We start from the raw sequence: 22229 nt of genomic DNA on the forward strand, positions 1-22229 counted from the left end.
CAAATGAAGAAGATAAAAGACACGCTTGTTTTAAGACAAGATGATTATGCATTATTGATTTCTTATCTGAACCATGCCCGCAGAAATTCAAGTATTGACAGGCAGAATGCAGATGAGCTTACCGCTGAGTTAAAGAAAGCAACCCTTGTGGACAATGCTGACTTTCCACCCGATGTGGTTGGGTTAAATTCTAAAGTCCGGATAAAAACAGACGATAAAAATGAGGAAATGGAATTGATGATTGTTACGCCTGATAAAGCAAATATCAAAGAGAAAAAAATTTCCATCATGGCGCCAATAGGAACAGCTTTAATTGGTTTCCGCGAGGGACAAAAAGTAAAATGGAAAGTGCCATCGGGCCATAAAACATTTACTATTTTAAATGTTATGAATGATTATAGCGGAAACCCAGCATAATAAACTGTTATCGGATGTCTATCTGCAGCGGGTAGAATTCAAATATCGCCCAGCAGCGGACCGCGCAAAGCTGTTCAATATTGAACAGCTTTTGCTTTGTTATGTAACTACAAAATTTAATCAATAGTTTGCGGCGAACCCTGCAAAGTGTTTAAGAACTGATAAGCAAACACAACCCTTGCCGCATATTTTAGTAAACCGCTAACCTGCGTTCAAACTGGCATATACCTATGCACATATATTTATAGTTTAATATAAACATTTAAAAAATGTTAGGCTTTTATACCTAATCTATTATTTTATTCAGGAATTTAATTACAACCTAATGATTTTAGTAATCAGGGATAAAAAAGTTAATTGCTGTAACCTTGTAAGACCTTCTTTAATTAAATCTGTATCTGATGAAACAAAATTTTACGCTTGTTTTTCTTTTGTTGGTATTATTTCTTGCAGGTTTCCATAAAAATGTAAAAGCACAATCTGTCTTAAATCCTAATGACCCGGTAATCAATTACGATCCGCAAAACCCACCCGCAGAACCGCCTTATGGTCAGATAGGCAAATGGGTTAGAACAAAAAATGTATCATGGAATTCAGATTCGTATAAGGCCTACATCTACGAAGGCTCCTGTTTCCGCTTAAAATTTCCCAAAACTTATAACCCCACAGTAAATGATGGTAAAAAATATCCAATGGCAATCGTATTTCATGGCGGTGGGGAAAGTGGTCCTATAACGGATAATGAAAGTCAATTATATCATGGTGGCAAGCCTTATATGGATGCAGTTGACAATGGCACATTCGATGGGTATGTGTTGTTCATGCAAAGCCAGGGGTTCTGGGGCGTTACCTCCTATCAAAGGGTAATTGATATTATTGATTATATGGTTCAATACAATAAGCTTGATCCCTTTTGCATGAGCGTAAACGGTTTGTCTTCCGGCGGACAGGCATCGTGGGATATGATTCTTAATTATCCTGATTATATAGGGGCATCGTTACCCATGTCAAGCGTATCTATAGGCTATAAAGAGCCTTCCGTAGTAAATAAACTAAAGTTTACACCTATATGGAATTTCCAGGGCGAGCTCGATGGCTCGCCTTCACCCTCCACCGCACAACAGGTACGCGACGCTATGCTTGCTGCAGGTGCAAATTATCGTTACTCTGAGTATGCCAATACAGCGCATAGCACATGGGACAGGGCATTTGCTGAACCCGATTTTTTTCCGTTCATACTAAGAGGGTACAGCTCTAACCCCTGGGTTTTATATGGCAGGACCGGGTTTTGTACCGGCGACGCCATAAATGTTACCATTGGCGTTGCAACCGGGTTTGATAAATATGAATGGAGAAAAAACGGGAACCTTATTGCCGGCGCCACCGGCAATACAATTACAGCAACTTCATTTGGAATTTATGAGGCAAGGGTTTTAAGAGGAACATTATGGTCTGACTGGTCACGTATACCGGTGAATATACATGTAACACCACCTACAAAAGCGCCACCAATAAAGGTTTCAGGCTTAATGAGCCCTGTAATTGTTTCCGGGGATGGTAAAAATTATGTCAATCTTGAAATACCCGGCAGTGGTTATACCAGCTATGCCTGGAAGAAAGCCGGCAACAGCACTGTGCTGGGAACCGAAAGAATATTCAAGGCAACAGAGCCAGGTAATTACACAGTTTCTGTAACAGAAGAATATAGTTGTTCCAGCATTCCGTCTGACCCCTTTTTAGTGGTGAATGCCGCTGGGCAAAATGCTCCACCGCCTGCTACCAACCTGGTTGCCAATGCCAATTCGGGAACGGAAGTTTTGCTTACCTGGTTAGATAACCCGCATCCCTCATATAACGAAACAGCCTTTGAAATTTACAGAAGCCAGTCTGCCACAGGAGGATATAACTACATTGGCAAGGCCCCATCCGACAGTTTGGAATACAGGGATGCTACCGCTTCGCCGGGTTTAAATTATTATTATAAAGTAAGAGCTATAAACAATAGCGGGGCAGCTGCAATGTCGAATATTGCCAATACAATTACAACTGTCGATAACATTGCCCCAACGGCGCCGGCTAACCTTCAAATTGTGTATACAACCAATTCTTCTATAAAAATTTCATGGAGCAGTTCAACGGATAATATTGGTGTAACCGGTTACCAGGTATTTTTAAATGGTGAGAAAAGTTATGTCTCCACCGATACATCTTTTTTAATAAGCGGCCTTAAAACAGGGCAACGCTATACTATTTATGTAAAGGCTGCGGATTCAAGCGGCAACGTTTCTCCGCAAAGCGAAATTAAAAGCGCGGCGGCCGTTTTAAATGGCCTGGTATATAAATATTATGAAGGCTATTGGAAAAATGTCCCGGACTTTAATACGCTTACACCTTTGGAAACAGGCATCACCCCTAACGTTAACCTGAAGCCTGCACGGCGGCAGCCTCAGCTTGCATTTCTTTGGCAGGGCTATATAAATATTCCCGTTGATGGCACCTACACTTTTACCACTAATTCAGATGATGGCAGCAAATTTTGGCTTAATGAATATGATCCCGGTATTATGCCGTTTATAAATAATGACGATGGGGTGAGAAAATCTGCCAAGTCAAAATCCAATTCCATTATACTTAAAAAAGGCCTCTACCCTATAAGTCTCGGATATTTTCAGAATAAAGGCCCCAGAACAATGCAGTTAGCGTGGTCATGCAAAGAGCTGTTTGGAAACACAACAACACGTATAATTGCCAACATGTATTTCAAAAGCGATTATGTACCTGAAGGAACAGCGCCGAAGAAACCACTAAACCTCCAGGCAACAGCAACATCGTTCGATAAAATAAATCTTACCTGGACAGATAACAGTAACAATGAAACCGGCTTCCAGGTTTACAGGAAAGTGGTAAACGGAACAGAAGAGATCATTCATACAACGGCAGCAGGAGTTTCAGCATTTACAGATTCAGGTTTAAACCCGCGCACAAAATACATTTACCGCGTAAACGCCGTAAACGAATTTGGCAATTCTGCAAAAACACCGTTGGTAAATGCTACCACCACAGCCATGCCGGCTATAAAAACACCCACATTATTTAAAGCAACAACGCTATCTTCCTCATCAGTTAAATTAACGTGGAAAGACAACAATACCACAGAAACCGGCTACCAGGTATTCAGGTCTGTATCAGACAGCCTGCATTTTAAACCTGCTGCTATATTACCGGAAAACAGCAGTACTTATACCGATAGCAATCTTTATGGAAACATGGTTTACTATTATAAAGTAAAAGCCATAAATAGTTTGGCAGTTTCTCCGGCCACTGCTGCCATAAAAGGCACAACATTAAATAACCGGCCTGTAATAGATAACAGTTTTTTAAACAGCCAGCAATTAACGGTAAAGGCCGGCGCGCAAACGATTGTACAGATTCATGCAAGCGATGCGGATGGTGACCAGCTTACTTTCTCATCTTCCAATATTCCATCTTTTACAGGTTTTACAGATAATGGAAACGGAACAGCAACGTTTGCCTTCAATCCATTAAGCACCAATACCGGAACATATAACGGGTTAAAAATTCGTGTTACAGATACACATGGCGGTAAAGACAGCCTGGTGTTTACACTTGTTGTAAATACGAATACAAATCCGGTTATGGATTCCATAGCGGATTATACAGTAAGCGAAGGCGGGCATTTGAATATAGTACTAGATGCCGCCGATCCTAATAGCGGCCAAACACTTCAATGGTCGGTTAAAGGATTGCCTGCTGGCTATTCCATTTCACCCATAGATACCAGATCTGCAGCATTGATAATAAATCCTGGTTACGATGCCTCCGGCATATATAATGCAGAAGTTACGGTAAATGATGGCGCAGGTGGAATTGTAAAACGCAGTTTTATACTAACTGTATCCGATTATGATCCTAACCTGGAGGTTTATATAAGATTCAAAGATCAAAATGATATGGGTGCGCCGTGGAATAATATAACCTCGGTAAATACCCCGGCTTTAAAAGATAATTTTGGCAGAACAACCGGTATAGGGTTGAATATGCAAACAAGCTGGTGGTCTGTATGGCATGAAGGCCCTTCAACAGGTAATAACTCCGGTATTTATCCTGATAATGTTTTGAAGGATTATTATTATTTCGGAGTTTTCGGAGGCCCGGAAACCGTTACAAGCCAGATTACAGGGCTGGATACTTCAAGAAAATACAGCATTAGTTTTTATGCCGGCAGTGTTTGGATAGGGGCTTCAGATAATGGCACTACCGTTTATACAATCGGGTCGCAGTCCAAATCTTTATATGTTCAGGGCAATACAACCAATACTGCAGATTTTAAAGACATTAAACCTACAGCCAACGGCACGATCACCTTTACTATGTCAAAAGGTGCTAATACACCTGTTGGTTACCTCAATGCCATCACTATTAAATCTTTCTATACAGATTCTACCAGGCCGGTGAAGCCTGCATCTTTACAGGCTTCGTACATTGCCGGGCAGGGTGTTCAGCTAACGTGGAATGACGCAGCTTATAATGAAACAAAATACCAGGTATATCGTTCATTTGGTTCAGGCGGCGGCTTTACTTTAATAGCAGACAACCTTGCTATTAATACAAAAAGCTATACCGACAATTCTGTATCAGGCAACACCGGCTATTTCTATTTTGTACAAGCTGTAAACAATGCAGGAGCTTCTATTCCTTCTGATACGGCAAGTATAGTTACAGCCAATAAAGTTCCGGCAATAACGCCCATAGCCAATGTTTCCATTAAAAATAACCAGCAGAAAAACATTGATATAGTGGCAACAGATGATAGCAGTGATAACATTGTGCTTAGTGTTGACAACCTGCCTTCGTTTGCCACATTTACTGACAATGGAAATGGCACAGGTCGCATTGCCGTCAATCCAACAAACGGTGTAACAGGAAGGTTCGATGATGTTACAGTAACAGCTACTGATAACCATAATGCATCAGGCGCCGTATCATTCAGCATAACAGTAACAGATCAGAATATTCAATCTGTTTATATTAATTTCTCTAACGGTTCAGCAGCGCCTTCTCCATGGAATAATTTTACAGCCTGGCCTTCGGCCAATGCCGGCATATCAGGTTTAAAAGATGATGCGAACAATACTACCGGCATTTCTTTAAAACTTCTGAATGGCTTCCAGGGCAATATTGCAGGCGGAATGCAGCCTGGCAATGATTATAATTTATACCCGCAGGAAGTAGTGCGCACAGGTGAATATGAAGGAAGCTCAAAAATTGACTCCATGAAAATTTCAGGGCTTGATCAAACTAAAAAATACAATTTCATTTTCTTCAACAGCCACGATGATGGATTAAACGGAAATACAAGGTTTGAAATAAACGGGCAGGCCGTAACGCTGGATGCTGCTTATAATATTAATAAAACGGTGCAGATAAACGGCATTACGCCTAACAGCGCCGGTGAGGTAACTATAAAAATATCAAAGGCTGCCGGAGCAGATTATGCTTATATAAATTCACTGGTTATTCAAAGCTATAGCAGCTCGCTTCAGCTTTTAGCGCCTGCAGATTTATTCGTTAAAGAAGTAACTAAAAATATGGTGAAGCTGCAATGGGCCGACAGAAGTTTTGATGAAACAGGCTTCGAAATATGGCGTGCAACAGACAGCAATGCAGTATATACTTTACAGAAAACCGTAGCTGCAAATGTTACAGCATTTACAGATTCAAACCTGCTTTCTGCAAAAACCTATTATTATTCAGTAAGGGCCGTAAAACCAGGAGCGCAATCAGGCTTTTGCAATACAGTTGCCGCTGCTACTTACGCACAGGTTATTTATGTGAATTTCACTTTTCAAAATCAGGCTAACGTACCCTGGAATAATACATTAGCATTACCGGAAGATGGTTTAGTGTGGAATAATCTTTTGGATGATTCGGGTATCCCATCATCCATTAGTTTGCAGCAAACGGGCATTTTTGCCGGCATATACGCACCGGGTATGAACACAGGCAATAACTCCGGCGTATTCCCCGATAAAGTTTTAGCTGATAGTTATGGGTTGTTTACAGGACAAAGTGCAACCATGAAAGTAACGGGACTGAATGTTAACCTTACATATGATTTTACATTCTTTGCAAGCTCGCAGGCAGGAGGAGATGTGAATTCCTCTTATATGGTCAATGGCAAAAAAGCCGTATTAAATGCTTCGCTAAATACCAAAGGCACTATAACGGTTTATAATGTTCAGCCAGATGAAAATGGAGAAGCGGTTATTACGATTGCACCCAATACACTTACTTCGCAGTTTGGATTACTTGGCGCTCTTTTAATTAAAGAACATGAAGCTTCCGGCAATGCGCCTTCCACAGAACATACATCGGCATCAGCAACACCTATTGCTGCAATAAATAAAACTGCCGGAACATCTTCTTTACAGGCTGCTGATATAATAACAGGGAATAAAGTTGCTGCTTATCCTAATCCTTTTGTAAACGACTTTACAGTGGATTTATCTTTAACTAAACCAGATAATATCAGGCTTGAATTATACGCTATTAATGGTTTGCTTATTTTAAATAAAAACATTGGAAACCTTCCGGAAGGAAAACATAGTTTTAAAATCAAGCCTGATGCCAGTATAAAACCAGGCACTTATATTTTAAAAATATTGTACAGGGATGCAAATGCGGCCAGCTATTTTAAGTTATTAAAACAATAATTATAAACCGTAATTAAATCAATAAAAAAATGCTGCCCTTCAAAACAAGGGCAGCATTTTTTTATTCACTTTGCGAGGTTAATTAAACTGCATTTGCAAAACGCCATCTTGCAAACGCCAGTAATGCCAGCAGGCTTATCTTATTGTCATTTTGATTTTCTTTCCAAAAACCCACTGTTTTACTTTTTCCGGCAACCATGGCTATCTTCTCTCCCTGTTCCCGGCCTTCCGCAGAATAAAAAAGCGCAAGCGAATTATTACCCGTTTTCTGCAGTTGCAAAAGTTCTTTTACGGGTATGGCCATTCCTTTATCAGCGCCCTTGGCATTGGCAAACTTCCATTCTTTCACTTTATTGCCACTGGCGTCTTTTAAGGTTATAACCCTGTTGCTGGCCAGCTTTTCAGGTGCATTGCACTGATAGTAATAAATAACCAGCTGCTCATTACTGTTTGCCTCACTCACAGGCAAATTATTAAGGCTTAAAGGCTGGTTTAATGCACGTTTTAAAACGAGTTTTTTACCAATATAAATCTCATAATAATCAAGCCCTGCATTGGCCTGTACCATAAATGCAGTGAGGCAGATGGCTGCAAACAAACCTGCTTTCAGCGCTGCTTTTTTGAAGAACAAATTTTTCATGATCAGATATTTTACGATGAACAATAAATTGTTTATCAAAGTAAATGCATGGTGTTGCCTGGAAATAATTTGTTTGATTAACTGCATTATAATCTTGATGTATTACTTTATCATGAAAATGCTGACCTGCTTTATTGCATTTCATCATGCAAAACCTGCATTTTGAATAAAGGACGGCGGCATGCTGCAAATTGTTTATAATTTTAAGAATGCATCTTTTCAGCAGGTATAAAATTGATCATATTATATTCTGGATTATTACAACAGTATTTTACGCTTATGTAACCACAGATGTTTTGCAAAAGGCAGGCGCATGGCATTACTGGCTGAATATTTTTATCCGCAATGCACTGCTAATGCTTATTTGCTATACAAATATTTATTACCTGTTTCCTTCCTTTTTTAAAAAAGGCAAATACATTTTATATGGCCTGCTCGTTTTATGCTGCCTGGTCTTTTTTACCGTGTTTAAAAATTTACACGATACATGGTTGCATGGTTATATAGCAGGTAATGTTCAGAAGCAAAATTTCTTTTACAATACCTTTTATAATTTTTCCGTCGCCTTTTTTTATATGTGTTTTACCATGGCACTTATATTAAGCAAGAACTGGTATAAACAACATTTATTATTACAGAAGATACAGGTGGAAAATCTTGAAACGGAGTTACGTTATCTCAAAGCGCAAATAAACCCGCACTTTCTTTTTAATTCCATCAATACTATTTATTTCCAGATTGACAAGCATAATGCCGCGGCGCGTTCATCGCTGCAAAAATTTTCTGAACTGCTGCGCTACCAGTTGTATGAATGCAATGAAGAGCAGGTTGCTATTGAAAAAGAAATTGAATATTTAAAAAGCTATATCGATCTGCAGCGTTTGCGCAGGCAAAATAATTATCACATTTGTTTTGAAGTTGAGGAAGGTGTACGTAATTTTTCCATCGCTCCATTATTACTTATGCCTTTTGTTGAAAACGCTTTCAAGCATGTTTCCCGCCATACGGATAAACCTAACAGTATAAAGATTTGTTTGTGCAGGCGGGACAATTTATTGCTTTTTAAAGTGGCCAATTCAAAAAGCAATGAGCCTGCAACATCAAAAGGCAGCATAGGCTTAAAGAATGTAAAACGAAGGCTGGAACTGCTGTATGCAAACAAATATGAATTACAAATAAACAATGAGCACTCAACTTATGCTGTTCATTTAAAATTACAGTTGCCATGATAAAATGCATAGTAGTTGATGATGAACCTTTTGCTCAAAAAGGACTAAAAGAATACATTGAAGAAGTGGATTTTTTAGAACTTATTGGTGTGTGTGATAATGCTATGCAGGCATATCCTTTCATTAATAAAGGCGAAGCTGATCTTATTTTACTTGACATAGAAATGCCTGGATTATCAGGTATAGATTTTCTAAAATCATTGCACTACATGCCGGCTGTTATATTCACAACCGCATATCCGCAATATGCTTTGCAGGGCTATGATTTGGATGTGATTGATTATCTCGTAAAACCCATATCGTTCCAGCGGTTTTTAAAAGCGGTTACCAAGGCAAAGCATTTTCTCGCTGATAAAATGAAAGATGCTTCTCAAACGGCAGGTGAAAATGATTATTTCTTTTTAAAAGTTAACCAGCAGGTGGAAAGGATATTTTATAAAGAAGTTTTGTTTGTTGAAGCCATGCAGAATTATGTTGCCGTTCATCTCAATAACAAAAAGCTGATCAGCTATATTACTATTTCAAACATGGAAAAGCGGCTGCCTGCCAATCTTTTTATGCGCATACATAAATCTTATATAGCAGCGCTGCATAAAATAGATTCCATATCGGGCAACAAAATAATGATTCATACACGCACATTGCCTTTAAGCCGCAATACAAAAGAAAAACTGATGCAGGCCGTTGATGGCAAACTTGTTAAGAGGTAATTCTTTGTACTTAGATTAACGGCTGAGCGCCTTTAAACCTTCTTCATTAATTATCGCAATGTCTTTACCATTTGTTTTAATTAACCCGGTTTCTGTAAACTCTGTCATTAATCTATACACCGATTCGTAAGTGGCGCCTATAAATGCTGAAATATCCTGGCGGGAAATAGTAAAAGCAATATAACCTTCAGTGTTTACACCAAACTTATCCAGAAGTTCTAATAAAGCTTTGGCTGCACGGCCTTTTACGGGCAAGTGTGCCAGGTCGCGCATACGCTGTTCTGAAAGCTGTAATTCATCTGCCATAAACATCATAAAATCATACATAAATTGTATGTTCACTTTAAGCGTTGCGACAAAAAAGTCGAGGCTCAAAAAGCAGATGGTGCAATTCGTTAAAGCGGTTGCCGTAATGGGATAAGAAATATTATTTGTTGAAAGCCCGCGGTGGCCAACGATATCATAATTATGCGCAAACCGCAGTATAAGCTCTTTATCTTCGCCCCAATGTTTATGCACTTTTATCACACCTTCCAGCATAAAATAAACACCTTCAACTTTATCGCCTTCTTTAAATAAGATTTCTCCTTTTTTATAATCAATAATTTCCCGGTTAGCATCTAATGCAGGCCGCCATTCTTTAAGGCATTTTTGATAAAGAAAAGAATCGGCTGCATCAAAATTGCCTTTATGTTTTTTCATGCGGATAAAGATAAACAGGAAGTATGTTTCTGCCGCAGGATATAGGTCCAATATAAAATCGCAGTTAATGAGTTTTGGGGAAATTTACCTGGCCGTTCTTCTAACCATGTAAGGCATGTAAGCGGATGTCAGCAATTTGTAGTAATGTTTTCTTACGTTTCTAACATCGCTTACATGGGCGCACTTATATTTTTCAAATCAGGAATTGCAGAAAATAATTTTGATTTTAAATTCACCACTTCTCCAATTATAATTACAGCCGGGTTCTCGAGCCCTGCATGTTGGGCCCTGAAATAAATATCCCTTACTTTTCCTGTAACCATTTTTGATTGAGGCGTAGTGCCATTTTGAATAATGGCAACAGCGGTTTCACCTTTACCATACCCGGTAAATATTTCCATTATGGCTTCCAGTTTGCTCATTGCCATTAATATAATAACTGTGGCTGTTGACTGCGCTGCAAGTTTTATATCGTTTGATAATTCACCGCTGCGCGTAGTGCCGGTAACCACCCAAAAGCTTTCGCTTATGCCGCGGCAGGTAAGTGGTATCATTTCGGAGGCCGGCGCCGCCAGCGCGCTGGATATGCCGGGCACCATTTCCACTTCCATACCTGCTCCAACAGCAGCGTCAATTTCTTCCTGCGCCCGGCCAAATACAAAAGGGTCGCCGCCCTTAAGCCGTACTATATTCTTGTATTTTGTACCATATTCTATAATAAGATGGTTTATCTCCTGCTGGCTTAATACATGACAGCCATATCGCTTGCCCACAAATATCTTTTCAGTTGCATTAAGTGCGTATTCCAGCAGTGCTTCATTAGCCAGCGCATCATACAATATCACGTCGGCCTGCTGTAAAATTTTTATGGCTTTTAAAGTGATAAGTTCAGGATCGCCCGGGCCTGCACCAACCAATATAAGCTTACTCATATTAATATTATTTTAAAAAATATATAATATTTTATGGCACTAAATTAAAAATTATATTGAAAAACATATTACTTTCACAATATTATTTAAATAATAATATGAGTAATTAATTCAATTTTATTATTTAAATAACACGATTGTTTGCCAATTATAAATATTAATAAAAATTATACTGTATGAGAATACTTATAATTGGTAATGGAATGGTTGGCCACAAATTCTGTGAAAAACTGGTAAGTAAGAAGCTGCCCAATCTCGAAATAACTGTTTTTGGGGAAGAACAATATGCCGCTTACGACCGTGTGCACCTCAGCAGTTTTTTTGAAGGCAAAACCGTTGATGACCTTACCCTGGCGCCTGCCGGATGGTATAAAGAAAATGGCATCAACCTGCACCTTGGCGACCCCGTACAAGCCATTAACCGCACGGCCAAACTGGTGCATACTTTCAAAGGTTTTGTAATACACTATGATGTCCTGGTGCTGGCCACAGGCTCTTCCGCTTTCGTGCCCCGCATTGAAGGAGTTGAAAAAGAAGGCGTTTTCCTGTACCGCACCATCGAAGACCTCCATCTTATACAGGCGTATGCCGCAAAAGCCAAAACCGGCGCTGTTATAGGCGGCGGGCTGTTAGGCCTGGAAGCGGCTAAAGCGTTGCTCGACCTGGGCATTGCAGATACACATGTTATAGAATTTGCCCAACGGTTAATGCCCCGCCAGTTAGATGAATCCGGCTCCCAAATGCTGATGACCATTTTAACCGGTCTTGGTCTTACCATTCACACCAATACCAATACGACAAAAATCACAGGCAAAAATGCTATTACAGGCATGCAGTTCGCCGATGGCGCCTCGCTTAAAACAGATATGCTGGTTATTTCTGCCGGCATTAAGCCCCGCGGCGAGCTGGCGCTTGAATGTGGCCTGGAAACCGGCATGAATGGTGGCATTGTGGTAAATAATGCCATGCAAACTTCCGATGAATCTATCTACGCTATCGGCGAATGTGCTTTATATAATGAGATGATCTATGGCCTGGTAGCGCCCGGCTACGAAATGGCTGAAATAGTGGCGCTGGAAATATGCGCAATGGTTGACAAAACCCAATCATCCGCCAGGAAACAATTCACCGGTTTTGATATGAGCACGAAATTAAAGCTGGTAGACACCGACGTTGCCAGCTTTGGCGACCCTTTTGCCAGTGGCGATGACGTTCGCAATATTGTTTTACAGGACACTGTAAAAGGTATTTATAAAAGGATAAATGTTTCAGCCGATGGTAAATATCTATTAGGCGGTATTCTCGTAGGCGATGCTGCTCAATACAATTTACTTCTGCAAACCTGCAAAAACAAGATTTTACTGCCGCCGCATCCAGAAGATGTGATACTCCCGGCAAGGGAAGCTAAAAAAGATAATAGCGCCGGCATTGTTGCTTTGCCTGATGATGCTTTGATATGCAGCTGTGAAAGCGTTTCCAAATTAACTATTTGCCAATCGGTTTCCGAAAGCGGCTGTGAAACAGTGGATGCCATCAAAAAATGTACAAAAGCTGGTACAGGCTGCGGCGGCTGCCTGCCTATGATTAAAGATCTCATGGTACATACCATGAAGCAGCAGGGAAAATATGTGCGCAACGTATTATGCGAACATTTTCAATACAGCCGCCAGGAGCTTTTTGATCTTATAAAAATACATGAACTTAAAACCTATAACGACGTTTTAGACCAGCTTGGTACCGGTGATGGCTGCGAAGTATGCAAACCCGCTGTTTCTTCCATCATTGCCAGTTTATGGAATGAAATGGTGCTTGCCAAAGGTAACGACACCGCCCAGGACAGCAACGACCGCTTTCTTGCCAATATTCAAAAGGGCGGCACTTATTCCGTAGTGCCCCGCATTCCCGGTGGCGAAATCACACCCGAAAAATTAATTGTCATAGGCCAGGTTGCAAAGAAATATGGTTTATACACCAAAATAACCGGTGCCCAGCGCATAGATATGTTTGGCGCACACCTCAGTGACCTGCCCTTCATCTGGAGTGAATTGATTGAAGCAGGTTTTGAAAGCGGCCATGCTTATGGTAAAGCATTGCGCACCGTGAAAAGTTGCGTGGGCACAACCTGGTGCCGCTTTGGCTTGCAGGATAGTGTAAGCTTTGCCATTCAGGTGGAAGAACGCTACCGCGGATTAAGAGCGCCGCATAAAATAAAATCTGCCGTTTCGGGTTGCATAAGGGAATGTGCCGAAGCACAAAGCAAAGACTTCGGCATCATTGCCACAGAGAAAGGATGGAATTTATATGTATGTGGCAACGGCGGCAGTAAGCCACAACATGCCCTGTTATTAGCAACTGATATTGACAGCGAAACCTGTATTAAATACATCGACCGTTTTTTGATGTTTTATATACACACTGCCGACCCGCTCAACCGTACCGCCACCTGGCTTAATAAAATGGAAGGCGGCATAGACTACCTGCGCAATGTGGTAGTGAATGACAGCCTTGGAATGGCTGAACAATGGGAACAGGAAATGCAGCAACTGGTAAACGCTTATCAGTGTGAATGGAAAGCTGCTATCAACAGCCCCGAAATAAGGAAACGCTTTAATCATTTTATAAATGTGCCCGGAGAAAAAGATCCAACTGTTCAGTTTGATCAGTTAAGAGAGCAAAAGAAAGCTGCTAACTGGTAAAACAATCTTCGTGTTTAGAAATAAAAGAGGCCTCTAACGGTTTGCCTGCCATCACCAAAAAAATCAACAAACTATGATGCTACATGAAACCAATGTAAAAAAAAGTAACTGGTTCGCCGCCTGCCGCGTGGAAGATGTGGCAGAGAACGGCGGCGTTTGTGTAAAATATGAAGACACGCAAATAGCGCTGTTCTATTTTACCCGCCGCAACGAATGGTATGCCACCCAAAACGAATGCCCTCATAAAAAGCAAATGGCCTTGAGCCGGGGTATGATCGGCACTAAAAACGATGAACCGAAAGTAGCCTGCCCCTTTCATAAAAAAACTTTTTCGCTGGCCACGGGCGAATGTTTAAGCGGTGATGAATGCGCTATTAGAACTTACCCGGTAAAAGTGGAGCATGGCATTGTGTTTATTGGCATAGGTGAAACAATGGAATAATTCAGGGTTTATTCAAATGACCTGTCCTGAAGCACATGGTCAGACGCACACTGCATCAGACCAGTAGCAGAAACCTTCAAAAACTTCATTACAAACCATTCTTCATTTAAACCAACATCAAACAATATTTCTTAAACCAATTACTAATAATTAAAAATTAAAACTTATGGATTATGTATCCCCCAAAGAAGTAGCAGGCGCCATGATGAATGCCGCCGTTGCCAAATCATTGTTACCGGTAAAAGACCTGCTTATCCGCAGCATGCTTTCAGGTGCACTACTGGCAATCTCTGTTGTACTGGCGTTTGCGGCTGTAACGCAAACAAAAATTCCGCTTATCGGCGCCATGGTTTTTCCGGTTGGCTTTGTAATTATCATTGCACTTGGCCTTGAACTGGTAACCGGCAGTTTTGCCCTGGTACCACTTGCTTTTCTTGAAAAGAAAATAAGCGCAGGCACTATGCTTAAAAACCTGTTCTGGGTTTTTACAGGTAACCTTATCGGCAGCCTGTTGTTTGCTTTTTTTTACTGGGCTGCTTCAACACAGATGGGAACAGCAACCACGCCGGGTGCTGTAGAACAAATGATGATTACCGTGGCTGAAAAAAAAACCATTGCTTATGCACAAATTGGCGGAGCAGGTTTGGCAACTGCATTTGTAAAAGCTATTCTCTGTAACTGGATGGTTTGCACGGGTGTGGTAATGGGCCTTACATCAAAATCAACCATTGGCAAAATCTTTTGTGCAGGTATGCCTATTTTCATCTTCTTCGCCTTAGGTTATGAACATGCTGTTGTAAATATGTTTGTAATACCTGCAGGAATGATGTTTGGCGCCAAAGTTTCCATCAGCGACTGGTGGCTGTATAACCAGCTTATTGTAACTGCAGGCAATATAGTTGGGGGACTTGTATTTACAGGCATGGCTGTTTATTATACGCACGGCAAACAAACAGAAGACCAGGAACTGATGCTTCAAAAAGCCGCATAATTAAAAGGCAGCCAGGCTTCGTTTTACAGGATTTTATTTTTAAACAATTATGCATTTTCAATATAAAAATGCAGATGATATTTTATTGTCAATTATTCAATATGAAACCAATATTAAAAACCATAATTGTCGGGTTAACGGCTTCTTGTTTCTATAGTACCGCCTCGGCGCAATTAACCGTATCGGCACAATTACGTACAAGAACAGAATACCGCGACGGCCTGGGAGCGCCTTTGCCAAAAGATGCAAACCCGGCACTGTTTACTTCACAGCGCACAAGATTATCGGCAGGCTTCAGCACTTACCGGCTGAAGTTAGGCATATCAATACAAGATGTGCGGGTTTGGGGCCAGGATGGTTCAACCATCAACCGCACAACAACGCAGGATAATAACGGGCTGATGCTACATGAAGCATGGGCAGAAATTGGCCTCACAGATACATCCAACAAAAGATATAGCATGGCGCTTAAATTAGGCAGGCAGGAAATAATTTATGATGATGAGCGATTAATGGGTAATCTCGACTGGCCGCAGCCGGCACGGCGCCACGATGCGGCCCTGCTGCAATTTAATTCAAACCAATGGATGATACATGCCGGTTTTGCATTTAACCAGAATAAAGAAAATGTAACCGACACAAAATATAATCCAACACCGGCCGGTAATTATGCAGCCAACACAAACGGCGGCAGCATGTATAAAAGTTTTGAATACCTCTATGCCGACAGGAAATATGAACAGGGTAATGTTTCTTTTATATTCTTTACGGACCAGTTCAGTAAATATCATAATGATATAACGAATGATGTGCCCTTGAAGGTTTGGGATAATGGTACCTGGACAAGGTTTACAACAGGATTTTATACCACAAATAATTTTAATAAAATAAACTTCTCCGCTTCGGCATACTACCAGTTTGGAGAAAATGCATCAGGAGAAAAATTATCAGCAGCGCTGTTATCGGCCAACGCTTTTTATAAAGTGAATAAAAAGTTTAGTGTTGGTCCCGGTATTGATTATACAACGGGTGGTTCAACCGGTAATAAAAGCAATGCTTTTGACCCGCTGTATGGAACACCGCACAAATTCTGGGGGTTGATGGATTATTTTTATGCAGGCAGCGGTTTTGGCAATAAAGGTTTACTAGATTATTACCTGAAAGCAAAATATACAGCATCTTCATCATTTGCGTTTACGGCAGGTGTTCACCAGTTCAACAGCAGCAGTCCTGTTTATAACAACAACGATAATTTAATGAACCGCAATTTTGGAACAGAAGCAGATGTTAATGCCACTTACACCCTGACTAAAATAATAAGCTTTGAAGCCGGCTACAGCCATTTCTTTTCAACAGCATCGCTGGCATCACCCGGTGTAAAGAATATAACGAATGCACAAAGCAACAATAACTGGGCTTACCTGATGATAAAGATCCAGCCATCTTTTATTTTAAGCAGCACGTTGAAGTAATAACTCAATGGTTATTTGCAACAACACCTGCGAAATTCAGCATTTCCAGGTGTTGTTTTTTGACTCAAATAACAGCAGTAAAAATTTGCAAGTATTATTTCACTTCATATACTTCTATCAGTAAACTCTGTTTAAAGTTTAATTGCAGTTGAGGGTTACTGCCATTAACTGTTCCCAGTTTTTTATCATTTACATAATCATACACTGCATATTTTTTCTTTGCATCCAGGCCTCTTAACTCAACGGTTCCGTTAAAATCTGCATTATAAAAGCTGTAATACATAGTATCCCCTTTTTGTATGCAATAAGTTTCAGGATCATCATAACCAATATCGTATAAATCGCCGCGAAAGATGCTTTTGCTTAACATCTTTTCATTATAAATATTCATCCACTTTTCAAACAGCTTTTCCTTTTCCGGCGTTAATAAATTTTCATCTTTACTTTTTACGCCCGTTGCAGGATAAACAAATTTTGTTCCCGGCACCGCACCAATACCAATTTGCGAAGCAAAATCTTCTTTGGTATCTGTAAGCTCAACATGATCGCCGAAATAAGCCGTTTGCGGCATCAATGCTTTATATATTTTATTCTTTAACCGCACCTGCCAGCTACTGGTTGGATCGCTTGCCACAAACTGGTTGGTATAAGGCATGTGATAAAAATTCATTACATCGCCGCACGGGCAAAATTCAATCACGGCATCGGGTTTTATACTTTTTGCTGTTTCATAAATTTCCTTAAACAGCAATGGCAGCTTTTCAAAACTTTGTTCCGGATAATCAATATTATGGCCGCCATAATCAGGGGCGCATGCATTCATATACTGGCCATCTAATTTCAGTGCATCAAAACCCCAATCCTGCATAAACATTTTAACCGTATTCCTCGTTTCTTCAATTACTGCTTTATCGGTAGGCGACATATAATAAGCATCCCACCAGGTTATGTATTGCGGCGCCCCGTTTTCCTGCTGCAATAAAATATCAGGATGTGTTTTCAACACTTTACTGCCAGGGTCTGCAGCCATTGGCGCCCACCATAATACAGCTTTCATTCCCTGCGCATGAATGCTGTCAATAAAAGCTTTCATCTCTTCATCACCACCGGGAAAATGTTCTTTATTCGTGTGCCAGTCGCCTTCCGCCTGTTGATAGCCATCATCAAGGCCAACCCATTTAAAACCCAGTTCCTTCACTTTAGGCAGCGTGTTTAAAATTTCCTTTAGCGTAAAATCCCTTTCATAACCCCAGGCGCACCAGATTGGCTCAAATGCAGCAGGTTCAGTCGTTGCAGGCTTTATACCTTTTGTTTGCATGAAGTTTGAAAAGTTGCGCAACGTGGCAAAACAATCCCTTTCATGCACGCTTACAAAGGTTTCAAAAGTGTGCAGCGTATCGTTTGGTTGTAAAATTTCCCGCTCCGGGTACTGATACTGTAAACTCATATTCGAAGCATCTGCATATTGATCAAAATCTATTGGCAATGAGACAAGTTTGGCAACAGTTTCTGTATTGCCAACCGCAATGCCTGCATCTTTTCTCCATAAATCAATAACCGGAATGCCGCCGCCATAATCTGAAGCATTCATACCCATAAAATTTTTTTCATGAAAGCCGCGATTTACTTTTTGAACCCAGTCGCGGCGGTCTGCATGCGAACTGCCCTGGAAGCTCCAGAATGCTGTTGTATCGCTTGATGGCAATACATTGTATTCATTATTCACCCATTTTATAACAGGCAATTCTTTATTGCTTTTATTGATGTATTGCACATTGAAATAAGCCGCATCGGGGAAATTATTATATGTTTTTATAGAAAGGATTTTATCAATGTGATTGATATTATCCGATCCGAAAAATTTCCATTCAACACCGTTTCCTGCGGCATCTTTAATGTTGTTCTTTTCTTTTTTTGTAAGATGAAAATTCTTCGCAGTAAAATATTTTGTCTGAATATATTCTGATGAAGAGAAACCATTGGTTAAAGGTTTTGCATTATTGAACCTTGTATTCACCTTTGTCTGCAAATCATCATTCACTTCTATGGCTAAATTTTTATTTTTAATGATTGTGTTTTGTGCTGAAGTAATGAAAGCAATACAACAGCATAAGCTTATAATAGTAATCTTTTTATTCGCTAATATTCTCATCATAATAATTTAAATTAAAAGGGCACCTTGGAATAATTATTTGAACTAATAATCGAACTATGAGCGTCATTTCGACGAAGGAGAAATCTCTCGTCTTTTAAACGGTTTGAAATTCATGAGATGTCTCGTGCCTTGACATGACGTTCAACGAACATTATATTAATTAACATGTTCATTATTCTAATTTCATCATTTCTCATTCAAGATCTTTTCCGCGTTCTTTCTGTATAATTTTTCCAGTACTTCTTTAGGCAAATCCAATCCGTACAAAGCCCAATGATAATTGAACATTTCTGTTTCATAAAAATGTTCATCGGCGCTTTCCAGGATCCTGAATGTGGTTAAATACATGTGCTCTTCAGGGCTATTGTCTGTGCCATATAATAGCCTGTCCTGGTATTTTGTAATAAAAGCCGCAGCATACCTCGGCACCGGTGCAATCTCCGCATAACGCGCCGCGATATCAGCATATAAATTCGGATACTTATCCAGCATGTTACCCAGCACCTGCAAATTAGAACATGAGTTTGCCAAATGGCAGGCGATAAAAATAGTTTTGGGATTATCACGCACAGCATTCTCCAAAGACCTTATTAACGCATCATGGTCAAGCTTTCCCGTTTTATTCATATCCACATGCCACTTAAAAGCATTCATCAAACCATCATTCGTGCTATCGGGCGTTTCATACATCCACTCATCTTCCGCCACATGAATGCTTACAGGCATACGCAGCGCTGCACATTTTTCAAACAATGGCTTCATCTGCGGATCATCAATATGCAAACCCTTTCCCGGCGTTGGTTTTGAATACAACTCGCCTTCACCTTTATCACCTAATTCACCCACACCTTTGGCTCCTTTTTTATAACATCTTTCCAATTCTTCCACAGCATGTTTTTGCCAGCCCGGCGCGCTATAACCCGTATAATCAAAGCCGCACCACAACTCAAACCTGCCGGGGTATTTACTGTATTTCTCTACGGCGCTGTCAAAACCTTTGCCGGTGGCATAAGTAAGCACCATGGTTTTCAGGATATTCATTTTATCCATCAGCTTAACCCAGTCGTCCACATCCTTTTGTGTTTGGATATAATCATGTGAATGCATATCAATGATTGGAAAAGCAGCTTTCTGTATATTGGCCGCAGGCGTTTTATAAATAGATACAGGCCTGTAATTATTCAATAATAATTTATCAGCTTCTGTTTGTGCGAAAGCGTGATGTGCAACCATAAATGCGCAAGCGACGAATATTTTTTTCATAATACAACCTGTTTGCTTTAAGAGATATAAAAAAGCACGAACCTGTTAAGCCCGGCCATTCATCAATCTTACATATTAATTACATCAAGTTTTCTAACAATCAAATCCTTCACTGCATCAATCGCTTTCGGAAACACTTTACGCAAATCAATCTCATCACTTTCCGCCAATAATGATTGCAGGTTTTTCATAAAAGTGTTTTTTGTTTCTGTTGCAAGATTGATTTTGCTGATGCCACTGCGGATGGCTTCCTGCAATTGTGCATCCGGAATACCGCTGCTGCCATGCAATACAAGTGCACAATTCACTGCAGTCCGTATTTCCTTTAAGCGGTCAATGCGCAGCTTTGGTATTTCTTTATAAAAGCCATGTGCATTACCAATGGCAATTGCCAACGCATCGATACCTGTTGCTTCAACAAAACGTTTCGCATCATCAGCGCTCGTTGGTTCAAATGTGTGCGATTGGTTAAGTTTGGCTATATAACCCAATTCAGCTTCCACATTTGCTTTATAATGTTCAGCAATTCTTACAGCCTCTTTTGTAATGTGCACGTTTTCAGCAAATGGTTTTTCGCTGGCATCAATCATCACGCTGTCAAAGCCGGCATCCAGGCATTTTGTAATAACTTCAATGCTGCTGCCATGATCGAGGTGCACCCACCCTTCCACATTAAATTCTTTCAGCATAACCTTTGCCATTGCAATAGCCGGTTCGATTCCAAGATATTGCAGTGAGCTCTCACTTAACTGTAAGATCAGGCTGCTGTTTGTTTGCTTTGCAGCCAGCAATAAACCCTTTAATGTTTCAAAATTGTAGAAGTTCACCGCCAGCAATGCTTTACTTTCTTTGGTGCATGCCGCCAGCTTTTCTTTCATCGTCATTGTATGGTATAATTAAATTTTTGGAGTACTGATTTTTTTACAGACTGCAAATCGATGAATGCCGCAGTGCCCCCGTAAGCTGTTGTATTTAATGCGCCGCAAACAGCACCCATTTCTGTACATTCCTTTAATGATTTATCGCGAATGAATTGCCGTATAAACCCGGCATCAAAACTGTCGCCGGCACCAATGGCATCGGCAAAATCATCATTCATAAATGCAGGCTGTTCTATCACTTCATTTTTATAAAAAGCCGTGGCGCCTTCAATGCTGTTTTTTACAACAATAATGTTGGCAAAACTTTTTATTGAAGCAACGGCATCCTGTATATTTTCTTTACTGGTTATATTTTTTAATTCTTCTGTGTTAGGCATGAATACATCAACATTTGGCAGTAAATTTTTCCAGTCACAGTCCCATTTTTCATAAGTATCCCATTGCGGATCGAGAGAAGTAGTTAAGCCAATATCTTTTGCACGTTTAAACAATTTTACGAGGCCGGGTTTTAATGCCGGCTGAATAAAAACGGAACTTACATGAAGATGCCTGGCATTGCGCAGCATAGCATCCGTTATATCCTTTTCACTCAATGCATTCATGGCGCCGGGATAAGTAACCATGGCCCGGTTTTGTTCGAAATTAAAAGCGACCGTAACACCCGTTTGCAATGAATTATTCAGAATAATATTATCTGTGGCAACATTCTTTGCTTCAAGGTCTTTAACGATCTTCTTTCCAAAGTCATCGTTGCCTATGCAGCCGCAATAATTAACGGAAACACCCAGTGCGCTTAGGTTTGAAGCGAAGATGGCGGAGCTGCTTCCAAGCGTATAAACCATTTTATCGGCAAGAATTTCTTTACCGGTTTCAGGAAATTGTGGAAGCCCGCTTAAAATAAGATCGATGTTTAATTCGCCGGCAACAAGTACATCAAATTTTTTATCCTGCACGTTTAACTGAAA

The 22229-nt window shown here is 40.3% G+C and carries 15 protein-coding genes; 8 read left to right on the forward strand and 7 right to left on the reverse strand.

Annotated elements, in window-relative coordinates:
* The first annotated feature begins 3 nt into the window (after window positions 1–3).
* Both ACTHN6_RS05095 and ACTHN6_RS05100 read left to right on the forward strand, forming a co-directional pair.
* Window positions 4–417, forward strand: a complete 414-nt coding sequence (locus tag ACTHN6_RS05095; RefSeq protein WP_440434641.1) for a GreA/GreB family elongation factor — start codon at window positions 4–6, stop codon at window positions 415–417.
* A 401-nt stretch (window positions 418–818) separates the two neighbouring features.
* Complete coding sequence (locus ACTHN6_RS05100; RefSeq protein WP_440434642.1) at window positions 819–7151, forward strand: fibronectin type III domain-containing protein; 6333 nt, start codon at window positions 819–821, stop codon at window positions 7149–7151.
* Between the two features lie 82 nt (window positions 7152–7233).
* Here ACTHN6_RS05100 and ACTHN6_RS05105 read toward each other — a convergent pair whose 3' ends face one another.
* Entirely contained in the window at window positions 7234–7791 is a 558-nt protein-coding gene (locus tag ACTHN6_RS05105) for a hypothetical protein (RefSeq protein WP_440434643.1), read from the reverse strand.
* Window positions 7792–8000: 209 nt separating this feature from the next.
* Between ACTHN6_RS05105 and ACTHN6_RS05110 the strand changes: the two genes are divergently transcribed.
* A complete protein-coding gene (locus tag ACTHN6_RS05110; protein WP_440434644.1) occupies window positions 8001–9020 on the forward strand; it encodes a sensor histidine kinase in 1020 nt (339 codons plus the stop codon).
* The gene (locus ACTHN6_RS05115; RefSeq protein ID WP_440434645.1) at window positions 9017–9730 is read left to right on the forward strand and encodes a LytR/AlgR family response regulator transcription factor; all 714 of its coding nucleotides are present in this window, start codon (window positions 9017–9019) and stop codon (window positions 9728–9730) included. Before ACTHN6_RS05110 ends, ACTHN6_RS05115 begins: the two co-directional genes overlap by 4 nt.
* A gap of 15 nt (window positions 9731–9745) precedes the next feature.
* On the opposite strand, the gene ACTHN6_RS05120 is transcribed toward ACTHN6_RS05115, so the two are convergent.
* Complete coding sequence (locus tag ACTHN6_RS05120) at window positions 9746–10432, reverse strand: Crp/Fnr family transcriptional regulator (RefSeq protein ID WP_440434646.1); 687 nt, start codon at window positions 10430–10432, stop codon at window positions 9746–9748.
* A gap of 170 nt (window positions 10433–10602) precedes the next feature.
* Window positions 10603–11364, reverse strand: a complete 762-nt coding sequence (gene cobA, locus ACTHN6_RS05125) for a uroporphyrinogen-III C-methyltransferase (protein ID WP_440434647.1) — start codon at window positions 11362–11364, stop codon at window positions 10603–10605.
* A 176-nt stretch (window positions 11365–11540) separates the two neighbouring features.
* Between cobA and nirB the strand changes: the two genes are divergently transcribed.
* The 4 genes from nirB (at window position 11541) to ACTHN6_RS05145 (ending at window position 16965) form a co-directional block, all read left to right on the forward strand.
* Window positions 11541–14060, forward strand: coding sequence for a nitrite reductase large subunit NirB (gene nirB, locus ACTHN6_RS05130; protein WP_440434648.1), 2520 nt, complete (start codon window positions 11541–11543; stop codon window positions 14058–14060).
* Between the two features lie 73 nt (window positions 14061–14133).
* Window positions 14134–14502, forward strand: a complete 369-nt coding sequence (gene nirD, locus ACTHN6_RS05135) for a nitrite reductase small subunit NirD (protein WP_440434649.1) — start codon at window positions 14134–14136, stop codon at window positions 14500–14502.
* Between the two features lie 166 nt (window positions 14503–14668).
* A complete protein-coding gene (locus tag ACTHN6_RS05140; RefSeq protein WP_440434650.1) occupies window positions 14669–15493 on the forward strand; it encodes a formate/nitrite transporter family protein in 825 nt (274 codons plus the stop codon).
* 101 nt (window positions 15494–15594) lie between these two features.
* Window positions 15595–16965, forward strand: coding sequence for an alginate export family protein (locus ACTHN6_RS05145; RefSeq protein WP_440434651.1), 1371 nt, complete (start codon window positions 15595–15597; stop codon window positions 16963–16965).
* A gap of 94 nt (window positions 16966–17059) precedes the next feature.
* Here ACTHN6_RS05145 and ACTHN6_RS05150 read toward each other — a convergent pair whose 3' ends face one another.
* The 4 genes from ACTHN6_RS05150 to ACTHN6_RS05165 form a co-directional block, all read right to left on the reverse strand.
* On the reverse strand, window positions 17060–19120 hold the full coding sequence (locus ACTHN6_RS05150; RefSeq protein ID WP_440434652.1) for a glycoside hydrolase family 36 protein: 2061 nt from the start codon (window positions 19118–19120) through the stop codon (window positions 17060–17062).
* A gap of 186 nt (window positions 19121–19306) precedes the next feature.
* Window positions 19307–20383, reverse strand: a complete 1077-nt coding sequence (locus tag ACTHN6_RS05155) for an amidohydrolase family protein (RefSeq protein ID WP_440434653.1) — start codon at window positions 20381–20383, stop codon at window positions 19307–19309.
* 68 nt (window positions 20384–20451) lie between these two features.
* On the reverse strand, window positions 20452–21267 hold the full coding sequence (locus tag ACTHN6_RS05160) for a class II fructose-bisphosphate aldolase (protein ID WP_440434654.1): 816 nt from the start codon (window positions 21265–21267) through the stop codon (window positions 20452–20454).
* Window positions 21264–22217 (reverse strand): carbohydrate kinase family protein, encoded by a 954-nt coding sequence (locus ACTHN6_RS05165; RefSeq protein WP_440434655.1) that lies wholly within the window; start codon window positions 22215–22217, stop codon window positions 21264–21266. Before ACTHN6_RS05165 ends, ACTHN6_RS05160 begins: the two co-directional genes overlap by 4 nt.
* Window positions 22218–22229 lie beyond the last annotated feature (12 nt).

The organism is Parafilimonas sp. (assembly GCF_051953455.1).
GTDB lineage: Bacteria > Bacteroidota > Bacteroidia > Chitinophagales > Chitinophagaceae > Parafilimonas.